Raw genomic sequence first — 16656 nt, 5'->3', positions numbered from 1 at the left:
CGCCGAGTCCGTGGCATCCGGAACCATCGTCAAGGAGATCGCATGACCGATCCGTACTTCAACGCCCCCCTCTCCGAGGTCGACCCCGAGATCGCCGAGGTGCTCGAGCGCGAGCTGAACCGTCAGCGCGGATTCCTCGAGATGATTGCGTCGGAGAACTTCGTTCCCGTCTCGGTGCTGCAGTCGCAGGGCTCGGTGCTGACCAACAAGTACGCCGAGGGCTACCCGGGTCGCCGCTACTACGGCGGCTGCGAAGAGGTCGACGTCGCCGAGTCGCTCGCGATCGAGCGGGCGAAGCAGCTGTTCGGTGCCGAGTTCGCGAACGTCCAGCCCCACTCGGGTGCCTCCGCAAACGCCGCCGTGCTGCACGCGATCGCGCGCCCCGGCGACACGCTGCTCGGCCTCGCCCTCGACCAGGGCGGCCACCTGACGCACGGCATGAAGATCAACTTCTCGGGCCGTCTCTACGACATCGTCGCCTACGGCGTCGACCCCGAGACCAGCGTCATCGACATGGACGAGGTGCGCCGCCTCGCCGTCGAGCACAAGCCGAAGGTCATCATCGCCGGCTGGTCGGCCTACCCGCGTCAGCTCGACTTCGCGGCCTTCCGCGCGATCGCCGACGAGGTGGGCGCGCTGCTGTGGGTCGACATGGCGCACTTCGCCGGTCTCGTCGCCGCGGGCGTTCACCCGAGCCCCATCCCGCACGCGCACGTCGTCTCGACCACCGTGCACAAGACGATCGGGGGCCCCCGCTCGGGCCTCATCCTCACCAACGACGCCGACATCGCCAAGAAGATCAACACCGCGGTCTTCCCCGGGCAGCAGGGCGGCCCGCTCATGCACGTGATCGCCGCGAAGGCGACCGCGTTCAAGCTCGCGATGACGCCGGAGTTCAAGGAGCGCCAGGAGCGCACCCTCCGCGGTGCGGCGATCCTCGCGGACCGTCTCACCCAGGACGAGGTCAAGAACGCCGGCATCGCCGTGCGCTCGGGCGGCACCGACGTGCACCTCGTGCTCGTGGACCTCCGCGAGGCCGAGATCGACGGCAAGCAGGCCGAAGACCTGCTGCACGACATCCACATCACGGTCAACCGCAACGCGGTGCCGAACGACCCGCGTCCGCCGATGGTGACCTCGGGCCTGCGCATCGGCACCCCGGCGCTCGCGACCCGCGGCTTCGGCGATGCCGAGTTCACCGAGGTGGCCGACATCATCGCCCTCGCGCTGATCCCCGGTGCCGACGTCGAGGCCCTGCGCGCGCGTGTGGCGAAGCTGACCGACGCGTTCCCGCTGTACCCCGACCTGCAGCAGTGAGCCCCGCCGGGGCGGGGCCGTCGTCGCGGCGGTCCCGTCTCGGCATCCGGTGCTCGCGTCCTGCGGGTGGCCGCCAGGCCCACGCATAAACGCGATCCACGCGCGGAAACACGGGGACAGCGCGTTTACGTGAGTGGATGGCGTTTATGCGTCACGGAGGGCTCGGGATCGCGGCTCCTCGGGTCGAGGCGCGGCCATCGCCCGCCCCCGGGTGGTCCGCAACCCGTACCGCCCCGATCACCCACGCATAAACACGATTCGCGCACAGAAACACGCGCAGCGCGCGTTTATGTGAGCAGGAAGCGTTTATGCGTGGGCACACCCCGCACGACCCATCGACACCCAGGAAGAGGGATGCCATGACGGCGACGATTCTCGACGGTAAGGCCGCGTCGGCGGCGATCAAGGCGGAGCTCACCGAGCGCGTCGCCGCTCTGCGGGAGAAGGGGATCGTTCCGGGCATCGCGACGGTGCTCGTCGGAGCCGACCCCGCCTCGCAGCTGTACGTCGGCATGAAGCACAAGCAGTCCGAGGCCATCGGCATGAACTCGATCCAGGTCGAACTGCCCGCGGAGTCCACCCAGGAAGAGGTCGAGGCCGTCATCGACCGCCTCAACGCCGACCCCGCCTGCCACGGCTACATCGTGCAGCTGCCGTTGCCGAAGCACATCGACACCGATGCGATCCTCGAGCGCATCGATCCGGCCAAGGATGCCGACGGCCTCCACCCCACGAACCTCGGGCGCCTCGTGCTCAACGTCAACGCGCCGATCCTCACGCCCCTGCCGTGCACCCCACGCGGTGTGATCGAGCTGCTGCTGCGCAACGACTACGACCTGAAGGGCAAGGAGGTCGTGGTCGTCGGCCGCGGCGTCACGATCGGGCGTTCGATCGGCCTGCTGCTGACGCGTCGCGAGATCAACGCCACCGTGACGCTGACCCACACGGGTACGGCCGACCTCGCGAAGCACCTGCGTGAGGCGGATGTCATCGTGGCCGCCGCGGGCGTGAAGCACATCGTGCGTGCCGAAGACGTCAAGCCGGGTGCCGCCGTGCTCGACGTGGGCGTGACGCGCGAGACCGACCCCGAGACCGGGAAGTCCCGCGTCTACGGCGACGTGCACCCCGACGTGGCCGAGGTCGCCGGGTTCGTCTCTCCGAACCCGGGCGGTGTCGGGCCGATGACCGTCGCTCTGCTCATGACCAACGTCGTCGAGGCCGCGGAGCGCGCCGCCGCGGTCTGACGGTGAACGGGGTGCGACCGCCGAGCGAACGGACGGAGCGCTGCGTGCAAGGGCTGGGCAGGATCGCTCTCGCCGTGGGATCGTATGTGCATGACTGAGTCCGTGCTGAACGACCTCCTCCGCCGCGTCACCGACAGCGGCCTGCTCGACGACGCCCAGATCGACGAAGACAGCGTCATCGGTGTCGGACACCTGGATGCCGCCGGCGTCGAGGTGGAGGTCGACCTCGACCCCGAGATCGACGACGAGGACGAGCCCGACCTCGACGGCATCCTGACCAATCTCAAAGACATCCTCGCGGTGACCGAGGACCGTTGGAGCGCGATCGTCGACGAGATCGCCACCGAGATCGAGGAAGCGGTCGACGATGACGAGCTGAGCGCGGACATCGACCTGCGCACCGACCTCGAGGCGATCGGCGTGGGCGTCTTCGCCGATGCGATCATCGTCGTCTTCGCGGGGGAGACGGCGTTCCCCGACGCGCTCGTGCACGTGCAGCTCACGCCCGAACTCGAGGTCGAGGACATCGAGATCATCGGCGACGACGACGAGGACGACGACGAAGACTGAGGCGTGGCGAAGACTGAAGCGTGACGAAGGGGGCCGGACGGATCGTCCGGCCCCCTTCGCGTGTCCGCGGGACGGCGCGTCGCTCAGGCCGCGGTGGCGCCGAGCGTGCTCTCCATCGCCGTGATGCGGCCGCGCTCGTCGAAACGGAAGGTCATCGAGCCCGTGGCATCCTGGACGGTCGCGCCTGAGAAGGCGTCGTCGGCCCAGTGCAGCGTCCACCCGGCGAGGCGCGCCAGATCCCACACCGAGCTGCGGGGGTCGGCGGGCGTCGTGGATGCCAGGATGCGCGGCATCCGAATTCCGGCGTGCGCGACTGTCAGGGGCGGCAGCGGAGCGTCGAGCAGAAGGACCGCGCGCGTTCCCGCGTCGCCGATCGGCGCCGAGTAGTACGGGGAGCGGCCGGTCACCTCGACCGCGACTCCGGCGATGACGTGGGAGGCTTCGGCGATCCACTCGGCGTCTCCGGCCGCGTCGGCGGGAAACGGGGCCTCGGGGGACGACAGTTCGGCGATGCCGTGCTCCTGCCCGTACGCGCGTAGGAGCGCGGCGGGGTTCTGGTCGCCGCCGCCGTTCGGGTGCGCCCAGCCCCACAGCACCGAGCGCGGCCCCGGCGCGATCGAGGCGACGAGGTGCGCGCGGGCGACGAGCGTGCGGTTCGGGTCGACGAGCGCGCTGAAGGTCAGGGTGCCCGCCGCGAGGTCGGTGTCCCAGCGGTGAGGGCCGAGGGCGTCGGCGGCGGTGCCGAGGTCGTCTTGCCGCAGGGCCGTGAAGAACGCGGCACGATCGGCGAGGGGTTGCAGCGCGGGGAACGTCGTCATGTGCTCACCCTAGGGACGGACCCTTGGTGCGAGGTCTCAATAGCTTGCGCGTTCGCCGGTCTCCGGGGCGGCGAACCGCTGCGCGAGGGCCTCCGACGCGCGCGCGAGAAGGGCGACGTCCGCTCCGACCGCGACGAAGTCGGCTCCTGCGTCGAGGTACGCCTCGGCCACGGCGGGATCGAAGGCGTTCACGCCGACGGGGGTCCCGGCATCCTGTCCCGCGGCGAACACGGCGTGGACCGCGGCGACGACGTCGGGATGCGACTGCTGACCGAGAAGGCCCATGGATGCCGACAGGTCGGAGGGGCCGACGAAGATGGCATCCACTCCCTCGACGGCGGCGATCTCGGCCGCGGCGGCGACTCCGGCGGTGGTCTCGATCTGGACGGTGAGCGAGACGTGCTCGGTCGCACCCGTGAGATAGCCGTCGACGCGGTTCCAGCGGGCGCTGCGGGCGAGGGCACTGCCGACCCCGCGGATGCCTGTCGGCGGGTACCGGGTCGCGGCGACGGCGGCGCGGGCCTCGTCCGCCGACGACACCATCGGCACGATGAGGTTCTGCGCCCCGAGGTCGAGCACCTGCTTGATCATGACGGGGTCGTTCCACGGCACGCGGACGACCGGGGTCACGGGGTACGCCGCGCTCACCTGCAGGAGCGTGAGCACGGTCTCGAGCGAGGTGGCCGAGTGCTCCATGTCGAGCAGCAGCCAGTCCAGCCCCGAGCCCGCGGCGATCTCCGCGGCGACGGCACTGCCCGAACACACCCACATCCCCGCGAGGGGGCGGTCGGATGCCGCGAGAGCCGCGCGGAAGGTCGGGTTCAGACGAAGCGGCACGAGATCGTTCCCATCGGTCCGTAGTCGCAGAGCACGTCGTCGCCCCGCGACACCCACATCGGGCGCGTGAACGATCCTGCCAGGATGATCTCGCCCGCCTCCAGGCGCGCGCCGTGCTGGTGGAACTTGTTGGCGAGCCACGCGACGCCGGTGGCGGGGTGGCCGAGGACGCCCGCGGCGACGCCGGTCTCTTCGATCTCGCCGTTGCGGCTGAGCACGCCCGGCACCCACCGCAGGTCGATCTCGTCGGGGCGCTTGCGGACGTCGCCCAGCACCATGGCGCCGTACGCGGCGTTGTCGCTGATCGTGTCGACGATCGTGCGGCCCTCGAGCTCGATGTGGGAGTTCAGCACCTCGAGTGCGGGCACGGCGTAGTCGATCGCCGCGAGGGCGTCGCCGAGCGTGCAGTCGGGGCCCTCGAGCGGTTCCTTGAGCACGAAGGCGAGCTCGACCTCGATCCGGACGTTCGAGAAGTGATCGACCGGGATCTCGTCGCCCGAGCGGTAGACGGTGTCGTCGAACATCACGCCGTAGTCGGGCTCGGTGATCCCCGTCGCCTGCTGCATCGCCTTGGAGGTCAGACCAATCTTGCGCCCCACCAGCGTTCGCCCCGCGGCGAGCTGCGTGTCGCGCCAGCGGCCCTGGATCCGGTACGAGTCGTCGACCGTGGCATCCGGGAATCTCGCCGTGATGCGCGGGATCACCGAATGGGTGCGGCCGGCCTCGGCGAGCTCGGCCGCGATGGCGTCGAGCTGTGCGTCGGTGAGCATGGTGTCCTTCCTGGAGGTCGGTGGAACCGGGCGTGTCCCCCTTTGTGCAGATTTCCGTGGTGATTTCGGCACGAAGTGGGACATGGGTCGAGGGGGTGGGGGGAGGTGCGCGCTGCGTGTCCCACTTCGTGCAGGTTCTGGAGGTGGTTCCTGCACAAAGTGGGACATGCCTGGACGCTGCGGGGGAGGCGGGTCAGAGCTGGTTGCCGAGCTTGAACTCGGATCCGGATGCCTCGTCCTCGGGCGGGCGCGTGTAGCTGAAGCCGTCGGCGCCGATCGTGACCGCCATCTCGCTCGAGTGCTCGCGGGCGCGCACGGGCTGCGGGTTGCCGTCGAGGTCGAGCACGAGCGAGCCGTCGGTGTACCAGGACGGCACGACCGGGTTTCCCCACCAGTCACGGCGCTGGTTGTCGTGCACGTCCCAGGTGATGACGGGGTTGTCGGGATCGCCGGTGTAGTAGTCCTGCGTGTACACCTCGACGCGATGCCCGTCGGGGTCGCGCAGGTAGAGGTAGAACGCGTTCGAGACGCCGTGGCGGCCGGGGCCGCGCTCGATGGCATCCGAACGGCGGAGGGCACCGAGCTTGTCGCAGATCGCCAGGATGTTGTGCTTCTCGTGCGTGGCGAAGCACACGTGGTGCATCCGCGGGCCGTCGCCGCCGGTTATGGCGGTGTCGTGCACGGTGGGCTTGCGGCGCATCCAGGCGGCGTACACCGTGCCCTCTTCGTCTTGGATGTCCTCGGTCACGCGGAAGCCCAGCGCCTGCATGAAGTTCACCGCGCGGGGGACGTCGGGCGTGATCTGGTTGAAGTGGTCGAGGCGCACGAGCTCGCCGGGGGAGTGCAGGTCGTAGCGCCACGACAGGCGCTCCTGGTGCTCGGTGTCGAAGAAGAACTCGTACGGGAAGCCGAGCGGGTCTACGACGCGGACGGAGTCACCGATGCCCTTCGTGAACCCGTTCGGCGCGCGGCGCACGTCGCAGCCGAGCTCCTCGTAGAACGCGACCGCCTTGTCGAGGTCGTCGGCGGAGCGCACGCGGTACGAGAACGCGGCCACGGCGGCGACGGGGCCTTTGCGCAGGACGAGGTTGTGGTGGATGAACTCCTCGGTCGAGCGGAGGTAGATCGCCTCGTCGTCCTCCTCGGTGACGTGCAGCCCGAGGATGTCGACGTAGAAGACACGGGATGCGGCGAGGTCGGTGACCACGAGCTCCATGTACGCGCAGCGGAGGATGTCGGGCGCGGGGGGCCGTCGGGGTGGGGATGGGGTCGTCCGAGACGATGGGGGCTTCCTGGGTCACCCAGAAGCCGGAGGAGGTCTTCTCTTCTTCGGTGTGCTTTGCCATGGGGTCGCGTCCTTGCGTGGGGTGTTCTGCGGGTCGGGGGTGGCTTCGACAGGCTCAGCCACCGGTGGTCGGGCTCAGCCACCGGTTTCGGTGGAGGTCCCTGAGCCTGTCGAAGGGACCGGTCGTTCTGCGGGTCGGCGGTGGCTTCGACAAGCTCAGCCACCGACCACCGGCCGCCGGGCTCAGTGCGCCGACGCCTTGCCGAACGTCGGGTTGTGGGCGGGACCGAGCGTGATGTGCACGGCCTGCTGGTCGGTGTAGAAGTCGATCGAGCGGTAGCCGCCCTCGTGGCCGAGACCCGAGGCCTTCACCCCGCCGAAGGGGGTGCGGAGGTCGCGGACGTTGTTGGAGTTCAGCCACACCATGCCGGCCTCGACGTTCTGCGCGAACAGGTGCGCGCGCTTGAGGTCGTTCGTCCACACATAGGCGGCGAGACCGTACTTCGTGTTGTTCGCGAGGGCCAGAGCCTCTTCGTCGGTGTCGAAGGGCGTGATCGCGACGACCGGGCCGAAGATCTCCTCCTGGAAGATCCGCGCGTCGGGAGCGACGTCGGCGAACACCGTGGGGCGGACGAAGTTGCCCTCGGGGAACTCGTCCGGGCGGCCGCCACCGGCGACCAGACGTCCCTCGGTCTTGCCGAGCTCGACGTACGACATGACCTTCGCGTAGTGCTCGGGGTGCACGAGTGCACCGACCTCGGTCGCGGGGTCGTCGGGGTAGCCGACCTTCACGCGGTCCGCCTGCGCCGCGTACCGCTCGACGAACGCGTCGTAGACCTCGCGCTGGACGAGGATGCGGCTGCCCGCGGTGCAGCGCTCGCCGTTGAGCGAGAACACCCCGAAGATGGTCGCGTCGATCGCGGCGTCGAGGTCGGCATCCGCGAAGACGATCGCGGGGCTCTTGCCGCCGAGCTCCATCGACAGGCCCTTGAGGTACGGCGCGGAGTTCGCGAAGATCAGCGACCCGGTGCTGCTCTCGCCGGTGAACGAGATGAGCGGCACCTCGGGGTGCTTCACGAGCGCGTCGCCGGCGTCTTCGCCGAGGCCGTTGACGAGGTTGAACACGCCCTCGGGGAGGCCCGCCTCCTCGAAGATCCCGGCCCACAGGGATGCCGACAGCGGGGTGAACTCGGCCGGCTTGAGCACCACGGTGTTGCCGGTGGCGAGCGCGGGGCCCAGCTTCCACGATTCGAGCATGAAGGGCGTGTTCCATGGCGTGATGAGGCCGGCGACGCCGATCGGCTTGCGGTTGACGTAGTTGAGCTGGCGACCGGGCACCTTGAAGGCGTCATCGGTCTGGGCGACGATCAGGTCGGCGAAGAAGCGGAAGTTCTCGGCCGCGCGGCGGGCCTGTCCGAGCGCCTGCGTGATCGGCAGGCCCGAGTCGAACGACTCGAGCTCGGCGAGGCGCTCGTCGCGCGACTCGACGATGTCGGCGATGCGGTGCAGCACCCGCGAGCGTTCGCGCGGGAGCATGCGCGGCCACGGCCCCTCGGTGAAGGCCTTGCGGGCGGCGGCGACGGCGAGGTCGATGTCGGCCTTTTTGCCCGCGGCTGCCGTGACGTAGGTCTGGTTGGTCACCGGGTCGAGCACGTCGAACGTGTCGCCGTCGACCGAGTCGACGAAGGAACCACCGATGTAGTGCTGGATGCGCTCGGGCAGGTCGGCGGGAATACGGCGGGTCATACGAACTCCTTCTTTGGAGGGGCGGATGCCGATGGCATCCGGAATCAGAAAGCGGGCAGGCCGAGCACCTGATCGGGGTGCTCGTGGATCATGTAGGCGTCGAGGGTCGCGGAGCGGTGCCGGCGCGAGGCCTTCTCGATCTCGGCGAGCGGCGCGCCCCTCTCGATGAGGACGAGGATGTTCTCGTGCTCGCGCACCGACTCGGCCGCGCGACCGGGCACGAAGCTGAAGGTGGAGTCGCGCAGGTGCCCGAGGCGCGCCCACTCGGCCTGGACGAGCTCGAGCATGCGGGGGTTCGCGCACTTCTCGAAGAGGATCGCGTGGAACTCCTGGTTCAGCGCGGTGAAGGCGCGGGGGTCGAAGTGCGCGAGCGTCTCGACCATCAGCTCGTTCACCTGGCGGGCGCGGCGCACGTCGTCGGTCGTGAGCGCACGCGCCGACAGCGCGGTCGCCGCCCCCTCCAGGATGCTGAGCGACTGCATGCTGAAGCGGTAGGCGGTGTCGTCGACCATCGACACCCGCGCGCCCACGTTGCGCTCGAACATCACCAGGCCCTCGGCCTCGAGCTGACGGATCGCCTCGCGCACCGGCACGACGCTCATGTCGAGTTCTGCGGCGATCGAGCCGAGCACGAGGCGATAGCCGGGGGTGAAGTCTTGCGACGCGATGCGGTCTTTGATCCAGTGGTAGGCCTGCTGCGACTTGCTTCTGCTCGCCGTCACGTCCGTCATCGGGTGACCTCGCTCTCGTAGCGGGCGCGCCACTCGGCATTCATGGGGAACAGGCCCTCGATCGGGTGACCGGATGCCACCTGCTCGGCGATCCAGGCGTCTTCGGCCTCTTGAGCGAGGGCCGCGTCGACGACCTCCTCGGCCAGGGCCGGCGGGAGCACGATCACGCCGTCGCCGTCGCCGACGAGGATGTCGCCGGGCTCGACGGTCGTGCCGCCGCAGCCGATCGCGACGTCGGTCTCCCACGGCACGTGCCGGCGGCCGAGGACGGCGGGATGGGGACCGGCGGTGAACACCGGGATGCCCACCGCGGCGACGGCCTCGGCATCGCGGACTCCGCCGTCGGTGACGATGGCGGCGGCCCCTCGGGCGTGGGCGCGGATCGCGAGGATGTCGCCGAGGGTTCCGGAGCCGGTCTCGCCGCGGGCCTCGATCACGATGACCTCGCCCTTCTCGACCGCGTCGAAGGCGCGCTTCTGAGCGTTCTGCCCGCCGCCGTGGGAGGCGAAGAGGTCTTCGCGGTGGGGGAGGAAGCGGAGCGTGCGGGCCGTGCCGACGAAGCGGCTGCCGGGGGTGAGCGCGTGGACGCCGTCGATCGTGACGTCGTTGAGTCCGCGCTTGCGCAGCTGCCCGCTGAGCGCGGCGACGGGGACGCGCTCGAGCTTCGCGCGGAGCTCCGGGGTGAGGGTGGGAGCGGGCGGGGTCAGCCCCGCGGCCTCGGCGGAGCCCCACGCCTCGGTGCGCTGGGTGTCGTCCACCGTGGGGAGCGAACCGACCGCGGCATCGAAGGCGCGGTCGCCCTGGACCACCGTGGTGCGGAGCGGGCCGGTCGAGTGGATGCCGGCATCCACCTGCACCTCCACCACGTCGCCGGGCACGACGACCGAGGACCCCGCGGGGGTGCCGGTGAGGATGACGTCTCCGGTCTCGAGGGTGAAGTGCTGTGAGAGGTCGGCGACGATCTGCGCGAGCGGGAAGATGACGCCCGGCTGTGGTGTCGTCCTGCACGATCTCGCCGTTCACCCAGGTGCGCAGCCGGAGGGCGGCGGGGTCGACGTCGCGGGCGTCGATGAGCTCGGGGCCCACGGGCGTGTAGCCGTCGCCGCCCTTGGAGCGGACGTTCGAGCCTTTGTCGTTCGCGCGGAGGTCGTACAGGCCGAAGTCGTTGGCGGCGGTGACGGATGCCACGTGCGACCACGCGGCATCCGGAGTCACCCATCGCGCGGGCTCGCCGATGACGAGCGCGATCTCGCCCTCGAAGGCGAGGAGTTCGGTGCCGGCGGGGCGGACGATCTCGGCGCCCGAGGCAGCGAGTGAGCTGGACGGCTTGAAGAAGTAGGAGGGGGCGGCCGGGCGGCGGCCGCGCTGGTCGGCGCGCGAGGCGTAGGAGAGGTGGACGGCCACGATCTTGCCGGGGCGCGCGCCGAGGGCGGTGAACCGGGGGTCGGTGTCGGTCATGGATGCTCCCTCGCGTCGTATTCGAAATCGTATACGATCCGCTCGGCGACGACAACACGTCTTCCGGTCGACCACACCGGCCAGGGCTGATCGGCACAGATCACGACGCCGTGCAGGAGAAGAGACGGCCGCGGGCCGCAACCGCACAGCACGGTACGGGCCGCGCGGCGGATCTCCGCGTTGTGTTCGGGAGGGTCGGTCAGTCGCCGGGCGGAGCGGCCAGATCCATCCCGGGGCCCTCGGGCGGCCGGCGGACGAAGCCGTTGCGCTCGTAGAAGCCCACGCGGCCGCGGGCTGCGAAGAGTTGGACGTCGCGGACGCCGCGGCGATGCGCTTCGGCGACGAGCTGGCGGAGGATCTCAGCGCCGACACCGCCTCCCCGGGCGGTCTCGGCGACGATCATCTCGGTCACGAAGGCGTGGAGCGCCCCGTCGCTGATGAGGCGGCCCATGCCCACCAGTGCACCGTCGTCGTCGCGGGCGGCGCAGACGACCCAGCTGCCGACGAGGGCGCGCTCGAACGTGTCGGCAGGCCACTCACCCCATCCGGTCTCGGCGTACAGGGCCGCGAACTCGGCCGGGGTCGGGGAGTCGAACGAGTACCGCACGTCCCCGACACTACCGCGCCGCGATTTCCTCCCAGAACGGTGCCACGATCGCCGCGCTCACCCGCAGGTCGAGCACGAGGAAGCCCCGGTCTTCGGGTGAGCGGGAGACCCAGGATGCCAGGGCCTGCAGGTCATCGACCGTCTCGACGACCACGCCCTCGGCGCCGAAGCCTCGCGCGACGGCGGCGAAGTCGACCTGGGGGATGAGCATCGGGTCGGGGTGCAGACCTTTGACACCGTAGTTGAGGACCTCGGCGCCGTACTGCGCGTCGTTCCACACGATCGCCATGCCTCGGCCACCGGCGACACGGACCGCGGTCTCGAGATCGGCGAGGGCCATGAGTCCGCCGCCGTCGCCGGTGCTCAGCACGATCGTGGAGTCGGGGCGGGCGATCGCGGCTCCTGGGACGCTCGGGAATCCCAGGCCGATCGACTGGTACGCCGTGCCGACCATGATCATGCGGTCGGGCGATTCGACCGGCCAGTACATGTTCGACCAGCCCATGAAGTGCCCGCCGTCGTGCACCACCACGCGGTCCGACGGCAGCAACTCGGCGAGGCGAGCGGCCGCCGTCCGTGGGTCGAGGCGGCGGTCGGGTCCGAGCCCCTGTCCCTCGGGTTGGCGTCGAGCCACGACGAGGTCGAGGCCGTCGCCCCAGGTCGACGGCATGGCGCCGCGCGTGCGCAAGCGGTGGGCGATCTCGCGCGCGACGTCTCCGGCATCTGCCCGCACGTACCCGCCCACGTGAGGGTGGGTGGCGGCGGCCGCGAGGTCGACCTGGAACACGCGCGTTCCGGGGGCGAAGAGTTCGCCGAAGCGCATCGTGAACTGGTTCAGGCCCGCGCCGAAGACGACGGCCACGTCGGCCTCCCGTGCGAGCTCCATCGCCCCGGGGGCTCCGAAGCCGCCGGCGACACCGAGATCGCGCGTGGGGTCGGAGAACAGACCGCGGCCCAGGGCGCTGGTGGTGGTGAGGGCGCCGGTCAGGGCGGCGACGTCGTCGAGAGCGGCACCCGCCCCCGCGAGCCAGGCGCCGCGTCCCCCCAGAAGTACGGGACGCTCGGCCGTCGCGAGCGCGTCGACGATCTGGTCGATCACGCCGTCCGCATACGCGTCCAGCGGGGGGTGCTCCGGGGTGACCTGGGGCTCTGCGCCGGGGGCCGTGGCATCCGGAATCGGGCCTGCCTCGCGGGTCGCGACGTCGTACGGGATGCCGAGGACCACGGGGAGGCGGTAGGTGAGGGCGTGCTCGATGGCGATGACGATCGTCGCGGCGGCGTCGCGGTGGCCGACCGTATAGGTGCGCGCCCCGACGGCGGAGGCCAGGGCGATCTGGTCGACCCCCCACGGGCGCGGGCCCGAGGTGGGCTCGTCGCCGACGATCAGGACGAGGGGAGTGCGGGCCTGCACCGCCTCGGCCAACGCGGTGAGGGTGTTGGTGAACCCGGCGCCGTAGGTGGCGGTGGCCGCGGCGAGGCGTCCGCACGCGCGGTAGTGCGCGTCAGCGGCGACGACCCCGGCGGCCTCGTGCCGCACGGCGACGAAGCTCGAGCCGGTATCGCGGCCGAGCGCGTCGAGGAAGTAGGCGTTGCCGTTGCCCATGACGCCGAAGACGGTGTCGATGTGGCGGGCGAGGGTGTGCGCGACGTGCGCGGAGACGGTGGGCATGACGACGAGCCTTTCGAGACGACGGGATGAATGCCGTATGTGTCTCGCGGGGACTCCGCTACGTGCCCTTTTTTCGAGCAGCGACGCACGACTCCGTGCGCCTGACGGGATCGAGTATAGGGGCTTCCTCGCCGGCTGAGTTGCGCCGAATGCTCAAGGAAACGGCGTTCGAGCGAGCATTCGGCGCGAATCAGCGAAGAGACGGTACGCGGGGTGTCACGTTCGGGAGCGGTCGCGACAGGTACGGGGTGAAGAGAATGAGAAAGGACACCCGATGGACACCGACCCCTTCGCGGCGCTGAGCGCCGCCGACCCCGCGCGCGACGTCGCACTGAGCCCCGACGAGGCGCGGCACCTGGTGCGCGCGGCGATCGAGCGTCCCCGGCGACGGCGTCGTCGCTGGGTCGTGCCGACGGCCGCGATCGTCGCGGTGTTCGCGATCGGGGTGCCGGGGGTGGCCGCGGCATCCGGATACCTCGCCCGCACCGGCTGGTTCGGTTCGCCCAAACCCGGTTCCCCCGAAGGTACTCAGCCCGTCGGCACCGAGGCCGACGGCAGCGAGTGGATCGAGATCGACGCGCCCGATTACGTCGAGGTCGCGGTGGGGCTGTGGCCCGCTCAGGCGATCCTGCCGCCCGGCTCCGACACCATGCGCTTCGCGACCTCGATCGCCGAGCGGACGGCGACGCAGGGTGAGGGGCTTCGTCAGGTCACCGGCATCCGGTCCGAGTTCGAACAGTACGCGCGGTGCGCCTGGCGGGCGGAGTGGCTGGATGCCGACGCGCTCGGCGACACCGCTCGCGCACAGACCGCTGCGCAGACGTTGACGACGGCGGCGACCTGGCCCGCGACGGTGGCGACCGACGGCGGAGGGATCGTCGACGAAGAGAAGCTCGTCGCCCGTGCCGCGACGGCGGGTGACCGCGCGGGCGTCGAGGCCGCCGACGCCTGGTGCGGCGAGATGCTCGCGGGGCTCTCGTGGTGACCCCGGATGCTGAACGGCGGCGCTTCGAGGAAGCCGTCGCCCCGCTGATGCCCGACCTCCTGCGGTACTTCGTCCGCCGGGTCGAGTCGCGCGCCGACGCCGACGACTGCGTGTCGGAGACGGCGCTCGCGCTGTGGCGGCATCGCGCGCGGTTGCCCGTGGCATCCGAGGATCAGCGTATGTGGGCGTTCGGGATCGCCCGGAACGTGCTCGCGAATCACCGGCGCAAACGCGCGCGTCGCGCACGGATCGACGAGACCCTCGTGCGCGAGGAGCACGAGCCGGTGAGCGACGACGCGTTCGTCGCTCTGGAGGCCCTCGGCACACTCGCGCCGGCGGATCAGGAATTGCTCAGGCTCGTGCTCTGGGACGGCTTCGGAATCGCGGAAGCCGGAGCGCTCGCCGGGGTACGGCCGGCGGCGGCGCGCAAGAGGTACGAGCGGGCGCGCGGGCGGCTGCGAGCGGCGTTCCTCGCCCTCGAGCCGGGGAGCGAGCGCGAGACGACGCTGCGCTGACCCGCGCCGGCCGGAGTCGACCCGTGCGGGGACACCGGCCGGGTGGCGGCGTCGACCCGCGCCTCGCCGGGCGGCGGCGTCGCCGTTGCGCTGGCTCACGCCCGTTGCACTGGCGCACGCTCCCACCGGCGTCGTGGCCGCTCCGCTGACGTGCGCCGGGCGCTCGTAGAAACGGGGGCGGGCCGTGCCGACGACGCCAGTCAGCGGGGAGAGGGAGAGGGAGGCGGGGGCAGAAGCGGCACCGCCGGTCATGGGGCGCGCGCGGGCGGACAAGCGCCACGCGCACGCGCGGCGGAGGCTGACGGAACGGGCCCGCACGACGGCCCGGGACACGAACCGAAGGAGCCGAGATGTCCGACCCCACCCCCGCCCTGGCCGATCCCGCGGTCGAGGCATCCGCCGCCGACGCATCGACGAACGCCGACGATGCAGCCCTCCTCGCGCGCGTGCAGGCACCCGAGGGGCAGGGGAGGGAGATTCCGGATGCCGCCACGCGCGAGGTCATCGGACGAGCGCCCGTGCACACGGTCGCCGACGTCGATGCCGCCGTCGCCCGCGCCCGTGCGGCGCAGCCGGGGTGGGATTCCGTCGGGCACGAAGAACGCCGTCGTCTGCTGATGGCCGCGGCCGACCGCATCGAGGCGAACGCCGAGGCGCTCGCGCGTCTGCTCTCGCGCGAACAGGGCAAGCCTCTCGACGGTCCCAACGCCCGGTTCGAGGTGGGTGCGTGCGCCGCGTGGCTGCGTACCGCCGCGGCCACCGAGCTGGAACCCGAGGTGGTCGTCGACGACGGGGAGGTGTACGCCGAGCTGCACTACCGTGCCCTCGGCGTCGTCGCGGCCGTCGGCCCCTGGAACTGGCCCATGATGATCACCGTCTGGCAGATCGCCCCCGCGCTGCGCATGGGCAATACCGTCGTGGTCAAGCCGAGCGAGTACACGCCGCTGAGCGTGCTGGCCCTCGTCGACGTGATCAACGAGGTGCTGCCCGACGACGTGGTGATCGCCCTCTCGGGCGACCGTGATGCCGGCGTGCGCCTGGTCGCCCACCCCGACGTCGACAAGGTCATGTTCACCGGATCGACGGCCACCGGCCGCAGGATCATCGAGAGCTCCGCGGGCAACCTCGCTCGCCTGACCCTCGAGCTCGGCGGCAACGACGCCGGCATCGTGCTGCCCGACGTCGATCCCGCGGCCATCGCCGAGGGGCTGTTCTGGGGCGCCTTCATCAACACGGGGCAGACCTGTGCCGCGCTCAAGCGCCTGTATGTCCATGACGACGTGTACGACGCCGTGGTCGACGCGCTCGCCGGGTACGCCGCGCAGGTGCCGATGGGCCGCGGTCTCGACGAGGGGACGGTGCTGGGACCCCTGCAGAACAGGCAGCAGTTCGACATCGTCGATCGACTCGTCCAGGATGCCAAGGCCTCCGGAGGCCGCGTCGTGCTCGGCGGAGAGCCGGCCACCGACCTCGGCGAGCTGTTCTACCGCACGACGATCGTGGCCGACGTGACCGACGGCGTCGCGCTCGTCGACGAGGAGCAGTTCGGGCCCGCCCTGCCTGTCATCCGGTACTCCGACCTCGAGGACGCCATCGCGAGTGCTAACGGCCTCGACGTGGGTCTCGGCGCCTCGGTGTGGTCGAGCGATCGCGATGCCGCCCGGCGCGTGGCCGCGCGCCTGCAGGCCGGGACGGTCTGGATCAACTCGCACGGCGGTGTGCACCCGATGATCCCGTTCGGCGGGGTGAAGGGCTCGGGCTACGGCCTCGAGTTCGGCGTCGAGGGGCTCAAGGCCCTCGGTGTGCCCCAGGTCATCAACGGCTGAGCGGCGCGGGCTGTGCGTGCGCCGCCGCGGCGTCGGCGCTGCACAGCCGCCCGACCCGCCCCGGCCTCGACCCCGCATAAACGCGATCCGCTCATGGAAACACGTGCACAGCGTGTTTCTGCGAGCGGATCGCGTTTATGCCGGGGTGCAGCCGTGATCGCCGAGCGGTTCCGGCGCGGGTCGTGCGTCCGTCGTCAACGCGGCGGCATCCGTGGTCAAGTCGAGCGGCTCGGATGCGCGGAGGATGTCCTCAGCCGGTCCGGAACCACGCGACCCCA

The 16656-nt window shown here is 70.8% G+C and carries 13 protein-coding genes and 2 pseudogenes; 6 read left to right on the top strand and 9 right to left on the bottom strand.

The window, feature by feature from the left end; genetic code table 11:
• The first annotated feature begins 42 nt into the window (after positions 1-42).
• The 3 genes from glyA (at position 43) to QE388_RS01545 (ending at position 3131) form a co-directional block, all read left to right on the top strand.
• A complete protein-coding gene (gene glyA, locus QE388_RS01555) occupies positions 43-1317 on the top strand; it encodes a serine hydroxymethyltransferase (RefSeq protein WP_307382461.1) in 1275 nt (424 codons plus the stop codon).
• 359 nt (positions 1318-1676) lie between these two features.
• Positions 1677-2561 carry a bifunctional methylenetetrahydrofolate dehydrogenase/methenyltetrahydrofolate cyclohydrolase gene (locus tag QE388_RS01550; protein WP_275798997.1) on the top strand — a complete coding sequence of 295 codons (885 nt, stop codon included), beginning with the start codon at positions 1677-1679 and terminating at the stop codon, positions 2559-2561.
• 90 nt (positions 2562-2651) lie between these two features.
• Positions 2652-3131, top strand: coding sequence for a cytochrome C5 (locus tag QE388_RS01545; protein ID WP_307382459.1), 480 nt, complete (start codon positions 2652-2654; stop codon positions 3129-3131).
• An 83-nt stretch (positions 3132-3214) separates the two neighbouring features.
• On the opposite strand, the gene QE388_RS01540 is transcribed toward QE388_RS01545, so the two are convergent.
• From QE388_RS01540 to QE388_RS01500, 9 genes and pseudogenes are all read right to left on the bottom strand, one after another.
• Entirely contained in the window at positions 3215-3949 is a 735-nt protein-coding gene (locus QE388_RS01540) for a DUF6882 domain-containing protein (protein WP_307382457.1), read from the bottom strand.
• 36 nt (positions 3950-3985) lie between these two features.
• Positions 3986-4786, bottom strand: a complete 801-nt coding sequence (locus tag QE388_RS01535) for an aldolase/citrate lyase family protein (RefSeq protein WP_307382455.1) — start codon at positions 4784-4786, stop codon at positions 3986-3988.
• Positions 4771-5556: a fumarylacetoacetate hydrolase family protein gene (locus QE388_RS01530; RefSeq protein WP_307382453.1), complete on the bottom strand. Its 786-nt coding sequence runs from the start codon at positions 5554-5556 to the stop codon at positions 4771-4773. Before QE388_RS01530 ends, QE388_RS01535 begins: the two co-directional genes overlap by 16 nt.
• Before the next feature lie 193 nt (positions 5557-5749).
• Positions 5750-6902 (bottom strand): annotated as a pseudogene (gene hpaD, locus QE388_RS01525) (3,4-dihydroxyphenylacetate 2,3-dioxygenase).
• Between the two features lie 182 nt (positions 6903-7084).
• Positions 7085-8587 carry a 5-carboxymethyl-2-hydroxymuconate semialdehyde dehydrogenase gene (gene hpaE, locus QE388_RS01520; RefSeq protein WP_307382451.1) on the bottom strand — a complete coding sequence of 501 codons (1503 nt, stop codon included), beginning with the start codon at positions 8585-8587 and terminating at the stop codon, positions 7085-7087.
• Between the two features lie 44 nt (positions 8588-8631).
• Entirely contained in the window at positions 8632-9318 is a 687-nt protein-coding gene (locus tag QE388_RS01515; protein ID WP_307382449.1) for a GntR family transcriptional regulator, read from the bottom strand.
• Positions 9315-10776 (bottom strand): annotated as a pseudogene (locus QE388_RS01510) (fumarylacetoacetate hydrolase family protein). The gene QE388_RS01515 and the pseudogene QE388_RS01510 overlap by 4 nt, the downstream one beginning before the upstream one ends.
• Positions 10777-10975: 199 nt before the next feature.
• On the bottom strand, positions 10976-11383 hold the full coding sequence (locus QE388_RS01505) for a GNAT family N-acetyltransferase (protein ID WP_275798973.1): 408 nt from the start codon (positions 11381-11383) through the stop codon (positions 10976-10978).
• 10 nt (positions 11384-11393) lie between these two features.
• Positions 11394-13052: a thiamine pyrophosphate-binding protein gene (locus QE388_RS01500; protein WP_307382446.1), complete on the bottom strand. Its 1659-nt coding sequence runs from the start codon at positions 13050-13052 to the stop codon at positions 11394-11396.
• A gap of 274 nt (positions 13053-13326) precedes the next feature.
• Here QE388_RS01500 and QE388_RS01495 point away from each other — a divergent pair, with 274 nt between their 5' ends.
• From QE388_RS01495 to QE388_RS01485, 3 genes are all read left to right on the top strand, one after another.
• On the top strand, positions 13327-14037 hold the full coding sequence (locus QE388_RS01495; protein WP_307382444.1) for a hypothetical protein: 711 nt from the start codon (positions 13327-13329) through the stop codon (positions 14035-14037).
• On the top strand, positions 14034-14552 hold the full coding sequence (locus QE388_RS01490) for an RNA polymerase sigma factor (protein ID WP_275798965.1): 519 nt from the start codon (positions 14034-14036) through the stop codon (positions 14550-14552). The genes QE388_RS01495 and QE388_RS01490 overlap by 4 nt, the downstream gene beginning before the upstream one ends.
• 350 nt (positions 14553-14902) lie before the next feature.
• Positions 14903-16378, top strand: a complete 1476-nt coding sequence (locus QE388_RS01485; RefSeq protein WP_307382440.1) for an aldehyde dehydrogenase family protein — start codon at positions 14903-14905, stop codon at positions 16376-16378.
• The last annotated feature ends 278 nt before the right edge of the window (positions 16379-16656 follow it).

This window comes from Microbacterium sp. SORGH_AS_0969 (genome assembly GCF_030818255.1).
Classification (GTDB): domain Bacteria; phylum Actinomycetota; class Actinomycetes; order Actinomycetales; family Microbacteriaceae; genus Microbacterium.
This window is presented reverse-complemented; position numbering and strand designations above follow the sequence as displayed.